6 protein-coding genes and 1 pseudogene are annotated in these 6,324 nt (G+C 59.6%); 1 reads left to right on the forward strand and 6 read right to left on the reverse strand.

What is annotated here, in order from left to right; translation table 11 throughout:
- Positions 1-16: 16 nt before the first annotated feature.
- The 6 genes and pseudogenes from MBENS4_RS25150 to MBENS4_RS23395 all read right to left on the reverse strand — a co-directional run.
- Positions 17-238, reverse strand: a pseudogene (locus MBENS4_RS25150) (transposase); the annotation flags it as partial.
- A gap of 78 nt (positions 239-316) precedes the next feature.
- Positions 317-3,286 carry a Tn3 family transposase gene (locus MBENS4_RS23380; protein ID WP_014072601.1) on the reverse strand — a complete coding sequence of 990 codons (2,970 nt, stop codon included), beginning with the start codon at positions 3,284-3,286 and terminating at the stop codon, positions 317-319.
- A 91-nt stretch (positions 3,287-3,377) separates the two neighbouring features.
- Positions 3,378-4,541: a dihydrolipoyl dehydrogenase family protein gene (locus tag MBENS4_RS23385; RefSeq protein WP_279432844.1), complete on the reverse strand. Its 1,164-nt coding sequence runs from the start codon at positions 4,539-4,541 to the stop codon at positions 3,378-3,380.
- Complete coding sequence (locus tag MBENS4_RS27730) at positions 4,442-4,795, reverse strand: FAD-dependent oxidoreductase (protein WP_445321538.1); 354 nt, start codon at positions 4,793-4,795, stop codon at positions 4,442-4,444. Before MBENS4_RS27730 ends, MBENS4_RS23385 begins: the two co-directional genes overlap by 100 nt.
- 37 nt (positions 4,796-4,832) lie before the next feature.
- Positions 4,833-5,162: a heavy-metal-associated domain-containing protein gene (locus tag MBENS4_RS25155; protein WP_084592356.1), complete on the reverse strand. Its 330-nt coding sequence runs from the start codon at positions 5,160-5,162 to the stop codon at positions 4,833-4,835.
- 12 nt (positions 5,163-5,174) lie between these two features.
- A complete protein-coding gene (locus MBENS4_RS23395) occupies positions 5,175-5,570 on the reverse strand; it encodes a mercuric transporter MerT family protein (protein WP_014072602.1) in 396 nt (131 codons plus the stop codon).
- 76 nt (positions 5,571-5,646) lie between these two features.
- Between MBENS4_RS23395 and MBENS4_RS23400 the strand changes: the two genes are divergently transcribed.
- The gene (locus tag MBENS4_RS23400; RefSeq protein ID WP_014072603.1) at positions 5,647-6,069 is read left to right on the forward strand and encodes a MerR family transcriptional regulator; all 423 of its coding nucleotides are present in this window, start codon (positions 5,647-5,649) and stop codon (positions 6,067-6,069) included.
- Positions 6,070-6,324 lie beyond the last annotated feature (255 nt).

Consider the following 6,324-nt stretch of genomic DNA (forward strand, 5'->3'; position numbering starts at 1 on the left):
GAGTCGGTTTCGAAACTCACGCTGACCGAGCCAAACGGCGTAGCATGAGCATGGCGGCGGCGGCGTAGAGGAAGGCTGCGGCGGATTTGAGGGTGGCTTCCACGTCCTTGGCCAGACGGCGGTTTCGATTGACCCAAGCGAAGAACCGCTCGACCACCCAGCGCCGAGGGAGGACGACGAAGCCGGACTGCCCGGCGATCTTGCTGACTATCTCGACGGTGATGCGGGTCGCCTCGGTGACACGGTGATGGTTATAGGCGTCACCTCAAGGTTTGTTCGCCAGACAACGATTTCTCGGACATAAGCGGAACATGGGCTACGCTACACGCTTCAACCGCGCCATTGGCTCGTTGAGTGGGTGGAATTCACCTGCTGGAAGTCGCCTGGCCTGCTCCCAGAGGTAATCGCCGGTCAGACTGATGTGCGCCCAGCCCATCGGAGAAAGGTGCGCAAGCAGTGCCGCATCGAACGTCGTGCCGACAGCGTTGAGGTGCTGGGCGGCCCGGTCGAGATAGACCGTGTTCCAGTAGGAAATCGCCGCAATCAGCAGGTTCAGCCCAGATGCGCGAAATTCCTGATTTTCCAGCGAGCGATCGGTGAACCGACCCTGCCGGTTGGTATAGATGGCGGCGGCAAGCGTGTGCCTCGCCTCGCCTTTGTTGAGACCGGCCTGACAGGCACGTCGCAGTTCCGGTTGTTCAAGCCAATCGAGCGTGAACAAAGTGCGCTCGATACGGCCCAGTTCAGCCAATGCAAAATCCAGCCTGTTCTGGCGTTTGTAGGCGGCAAGTTTTCGCAAGATTACTGACGGCGCCACCGTGCCATCCTTGATTGAGGCGACAATCCTGACGATGTCATCCCAATCGGCCTCGATCGCTGCCGTTTTGATGGTGCGGCCCATCAGATTTTCGATGCCCTTGTATGTCGATGGCGCAGCGATCGAACCCAGCTTGCGGTCGCCAATATCGCGCAGCCGGGGCGCGAAGCGGAACCCGAGTAGGTGGCAGAGTGCGAAAACATGATCGGTGGCGCCGCCGGTATCGGTATAGTGCTCATGCAACGGAAGGTTGCCGGCGCCCAGGACAAGCCCGTCGAGCACGTAAGGCGCTTCACCTGCCGTCGCGGACATGATCCGTGATCCGAATGATGCGAAGTGATCGGAAAGGTGAGAATAGATTTTCACGCCAGGTTCGGCGCCATATTTGGCATTGACGTCCGCCGCCCCTGAACGGCTCCGCCCCGACCGGAAGAACTGGCCATCGGACGACGAACTGGTGCCAGCGCCCCAATGCCGCGCGAAGGGTAATTCGTGATGGGCTGAGATGATCATGGCCAGCGCGGCCTGATAGTTCTCGGGTGAAAGATACCAGTTGTGGGTCCATGCGAGTTGGGCATAACTGACGCCTTCGCTGGCATTGGCCATCCGCTCCAGCCCGAGGTTGGTGCCATCAGCCAGAATTGCGGCGAGTACCGTGCTGGGGTTGTCGTGCTCCTTGCCTGAGCGCAGGTCACGGAATGCGTTCAAAAAACCAGTGCGTTCGGCGACTTCAAGCAGCAGCTCGGTGATGCGCACGCGGGGAAGCAGGGTATCGAGCTTGCGATCGAGGGCTTCAGCTTCCGGTGGGGTGACAGGCGGCATTTGCTGAAGCTTGAGCCGGTCTCGTTCGAGCGACACTCCCTCAAGCTTGTTTGTTTTCAACTGCTTGGCAAATCGGCGCAGCCGCCAGTCAAGATTTCGTGCCCGGTCAGCGAGGTAGGATGCAGCATTTGAATCGAACGGAAGCACATCCGCCACTTTGGCGGCGTCGCGCCGACCCAGCAAATAGGCATCGAAGCGCTGATAGTTGCGGGTTCCCTCGATCCATACATCACCGGCGCGCAAACGATCACGCAAGGTTGCCATGATCGCAATTTCATAACGTCGGCGGTCGATACGGCCGCTTTCGGTGATGAGACGCTTCCACTGCCGATTGGGGAATGGCAGTGGAACGCCATCGGGAAGGTCGCGCGACTTTCGTGTGTTCGCATCGCGAATGACATCGATGGCTTTGATCAGTGCCGTCCCTGTTCCAGACGCCTTGAAGGTGAAGGCGTCCAGAAATGCCGGGCTGAAACGCCGTAGCGTGGCGTAACGCTCGGTTGCCGTTACCAGTGCGTCCTCGCCGGCAAGATCAGCAAGGGCATCTACTTGGGCCTTTGCCGCAACAAGCCGGTGCCAGCCCACCGCTTCGTCAATCAATTCGAGCGGATCGCCGCCATTCTGGACAGCCTCATCAAGTGCTGTAATCGTGGCGCCAAACAGCCGCATGAGTTGCCCCACCGACTGAATACTATCTTGGTAGCGACGCTCGCGCCCACGCCGCGCGCGCGTGAACATGCCGCCGATAAGTCGGTCAAACATTTGGATCGCGGCATCGGCAAGTCTGGCCTCAAGGTCGATCACTGCGGCCGTCAACGTCGCCCGCCTGCGATTGACGCTGTAATCCGAAAGCAGGAATGCCGGTGCCACGCCGCCCTCGCGGACAAATTGGGCAAAGCGGAATTCCGGAATGGCGCCCCCAACTACCGGGTGGATACCTATGCCGCGAACATAGCGCAGGCGCTCAAGCAAGCCATTGATATTGGCCGCAGTCGGGGCTTCTTCGAAATTACGCAACCACGCCAGCGGTGTCATGCCGAAATCCGGGTTGTTGATTACGAGTTCGTCTAGCCGTGTCAGTTCAGCAGAGCTGAGGCCTTCGACGATTGCGGCTGCGGCAGCTTTGCGTGCGCGTGCCCGGCCAGCAAGACCGGCGCGTTCCAGTGTGTCGCCTGACGGAAGAATGAACCGCTCACCCTTCAGGCCAACCATGAGGGCGCGAACAATCGGTTCACCTCTGTCTGTATACTCGGCGGCTTGCGCGGCAAGATTCAGGGCAAGTGCCAGGTCGCCGCGTCGAAACGGGCGTATGCCAAGATAACGCGCCACGAGATCGGCATGATCGGTACGGGTTTGCGCGCGCTGACCATATGCAGAGAAGGAGGAAGGATCGACGAATAACTGTGCCGCGAGGTACTGAAGAATGACGTCGGGAAGCCCGATCTCGGGTTGCAGACCAAAGCCGGGATGTCGCATCAAAGCGATTTGTGCAGCCAGACCGAGGCGATTTGCTGGACCATAGCGGCGCCCAACCAATTCAACATCTTCCGCAGAAAGGGTATAATGCCCAATGATCGCGGTTTCTTGGACAGGAGGATCGAACAGGCGCCGGCGCTCGTCTCCGGTCAGAAGTCGGCGTCGTGCCATTTTGCTCTCCCGCTGAGGCGAATAACAAAATTGACACCAAAGCGGCTTGCACTGGAGGGAGGCCATTCGTTGCCGGTTGATCCCCGAGCAATCACCCGGCGCAGCAAGACAGTTTGGCGACATCCTTATCAAACGTTTGGGCCGCCAGTTTGAGGCCTTCCACAGTGGTCAGGTAAGGAAATATCGTTGCACCCAATTCCAGGGTGGTCATGCCGTGTTTGATCGCCAGCACCAGTGTCTGGATCGAATCCGCGCCTTCGGGTGCCATGATCTGGCCGCCCAGCAAACGGTCGTTCGCCTTGTCGGCAATCAGTTTGATGAGACCCCGCGTATCGCGTGCTGCCAGTGCCCTTGGCACAGCATCGAGCGGGAGCAGCGAAACCTTGATGTCCAGGCCTTGCGCCCGTGCTGTCGTTTCAGTGAGGCCGGCGCTGGCGACTTGCGGGTCGGTGAAGACGACGGATGGCATGGAGGAATTGTCGTAGCGGTATTGGTTGCCCGTCACCGCGTTGCGCGCGGCCAGTTTTGCGCCATAGGCGGCCATGTAGACGAACTGGTCCCGTCCCGTTACATCGCCCGCCGCGTAAATGCCTGGAACCGACGTTTCGAGGTGGTCATCGACGACGATTCCACCATTACGGGCAAGCACTATGCCGCGCTCCTCCAGCCCAAGCCCGTCGCTATTGGGTCGGCGTCCGGTGGCGATGAGCACCTGTTCCGCCGCGACGGTGTCACAATGCCCCTCGCAGGTCAATTCGACCCCGCTCTGTGTTTGGGCGATACGCTGATAGCCGACACCTGCGCAAACCCGCACGCCCTCGGCTTCCAAATAGTTTTTCAGCGCGGCACTCACTTCCGGGTCCATTTCGGGGAGCAGGCGGCTTCGGCAGCAGATGGTGACATCAACGCCCAGACGCGAAAACATCTGTCCCAGTTCTACCCCGATCACCCCGCCACCGATCACCAGCAGCGATTTGGGCAAGCGATCCAGCGCCAGCGCCGATGTGCTGGTTAGGTAGGGCACGCTGTCCATCCCCGGAATCGGCGGCACGGCGGCGTGCGCACCCATCGCCAATATGACCTTGCCGACCTTCATGGGCGCATCGCCGACAATCAGCGCACCATCGGCAAAGCGTGCCTTGCCCTCGATATAGCTCACACCGTCATAGGCGGGCAGCAGATCGACATATTTTTTTTGGCGCAGCGTCGTGACAAGATCGTCCTTCGACGCCGCCAATACGGACCAGTCATCCATCTGGACAGCGCCCCCAAGGCCGGGAAAGCGCGCGGCGGCAAGCCCACCATCACCGCTTCGGCGGCGCGGATCAGCGTCTTGGAAGGAACGCAGCCAACATTGACACAGGTGCCGCCAATCGTGCCGTGACCGACGAGCGCCACTTTCGCGCCCAGATCGGCAGCGGCGATCGCGGCGGAGAACCCGGCAGAACCCGCGCCGATGACGGCCACGTCAAATCCTTCCTGCCCGGGGCGGTTGCAACAGTCGTTCATTGCTTATCGCTTTCTTGAGGCGCTGGCGGCGCCCCGCTCAGTTTTGAATAGCGCGCGCCGGATAACCCGCGTTGGTTGATGCAGCGGCAATCGCAGCAGCATTGGTGCGGCGCGGGTTATAGGTTGCGCGCGCGGTCTTGGCTGCGAAATCGACCGTGACCGCCGTTACCCCGGCGACGCCTTCCATCGCCTTCTTCACGGTGATCGGGCAGGTGGCGCAGGTCATGTTCTCTATGGCAAAGGTGGTTTGCTTCTGAGCGGTTGCGGTAGCCGCGGGGCGATCTTGCGCCGTGCCACTAACTGCATAGGCGACCCCGCCGCCAGCCATAGCCAGCACGGCCATAGCGATACATACTGTATTTTTCATGGGTATTTCCTTTCAATAGAACCAGGGTGCCCACCAGTCGATGGTGAGCGCCAGGATGGCGACGGCAAGGCCCAGCCACAGCACCGCCTTGGTGGTCCAAGCCGATTGTGGACGAGCGCAGTAGGAACCGTCTTCACAGGGCGGTTTCGGCTTGAAATAGACATGCCAGAAGCCGTAGCCGAGCAGCGCGAGCGTTACGCCTGCGACATAGGGCTTGTAAGGTTCGAGCGCCGTCAGGTTGGCGATCCACGCGCCGGAAATTCCGAGCATAACCAACAGTAGCGGGACGACGCAGCAAGCCGAGGCGAGCCCCGCGCCGATCAATGCGCCCGCCGCAACCCAGTTTGCCTGCTTCGGCTCGTGGTTTTCGGTGAGGGCTGGCTGTCCCGCTTCCGGCGTTGAGACCATGGCTTGAATCCCTTGTTCCAACTGAGTGATTCGCAGTGTAGGCTCTGTAGCCACTACAGACTCAAGAGGTATTTTCATGGAGCAACAGGTCGGCATCTTGCGTGCCCAGCTTGCCCGGAAAACAGGCTGCAATCTCGAAACCATCCGCTATTACGAGAAGGTGGGATTGCTGCCGGGGCCGCCTCGCAGTTCCAACGGCTACCGCGTCTATTCGCCGGAACTGGTGCAAAGGTTGCAGTTCATCCTGCGCGCGCGCGACCTTGGCTATGCAATGGATGAGATACGGTCATTGTTGTCGCTCACCGATACCGGTGCACAAACCTGCGCGGAGGTTATGGCGAGAACCGAACTCCACCTTGAAGATGTCCGCCGCCGCATTGCAGATTTGCAGAAGATAGAGGTGACGCTGGCGACCACGTTAGCCAGATGCACTGGAGATGACGTTGCCGAATGTCCCATCCTGGAAGCACTCCAGTTTTTACCCCATCAAGGCAATTGACGCCATCTTTGAGGGATTTGATTTTGTGATGTCAGCTTGGAGTATAGCCTAACCGGACGTCAGGGCGCTACCGCGGTTTCTGTCAGATTAGGGTACTAAACGGAATTTGTTGACGAATGTCGTTGCGTATCATAGATTTCAACCTGACATTTTGATGGAGAGAGTGCGCAGTGAAGGGGCAACGGATCGGCTATGTCCGGGTCAGCACGTTCGATCAGAATGTGGATCGCCAATTGGAAGGTCAGTCGCTCGATC

Origin of the sequence: Novosphingobium sp. MBES04 (assembly GCF_000813185.1) — a bacterium.
In the GTDB taxonomy this organism is placed as follows: Bacteria; Pseudomonadota; Alphaproteobacteria; order Sphingomonadales; family Sphingomonadaceae; genus Novosphingobium; species Novosphingobium decolorationis.

Excerpts from the sequence above, each read along its gene's own strand:
- MBENS4_RS25155 (WP_084592356.1), bottom strand. The coding sequence starts at position 5,162 with ATGAAAAATACAGTATGTATCGCTATGGCCGTGCTGGCTATGGCTGGC.
- MBENS4_RS23385 (WP_279432844.1), bottom strand. The coding sequence starts at position 4,541 with ATGGATGACTGGTCCGTATTGGCGGCGTCGAAGGACGATCTTGTCACG.
- MBENS4_RS23380 (WP_014072601.1), bottom strand. The coding sequence starts at position 3,286 with ATGGCACGACGCCGACTTCTGACCGGAGACGAGCGCCGGCGCCTGTTC.
- MBENS4_RS23395 (WP_014072602.1), bottom strand. The coding sequence starts at position 5,570 with ATGGTCTCAACGCCGGAAGCGGGACAGCCAGCCCTCACCGAAAACCAC.
- MBENS4_RS23400 (WP_014072603.1), top strand. The coding sequence starts at position 5,647 with ATGGAGCAACAGGTCGGCATCTTGCGTGCCCAGCTTGCCCGGAAAACA.
- MBENS4_RS27730 (WP_445321538.1), bottom strand. The coding sequence starts at position 4,795 with ATGAACGACTGTTGCAACCGCCCCGGGCAGGAAGGATTTGACGTGGCC.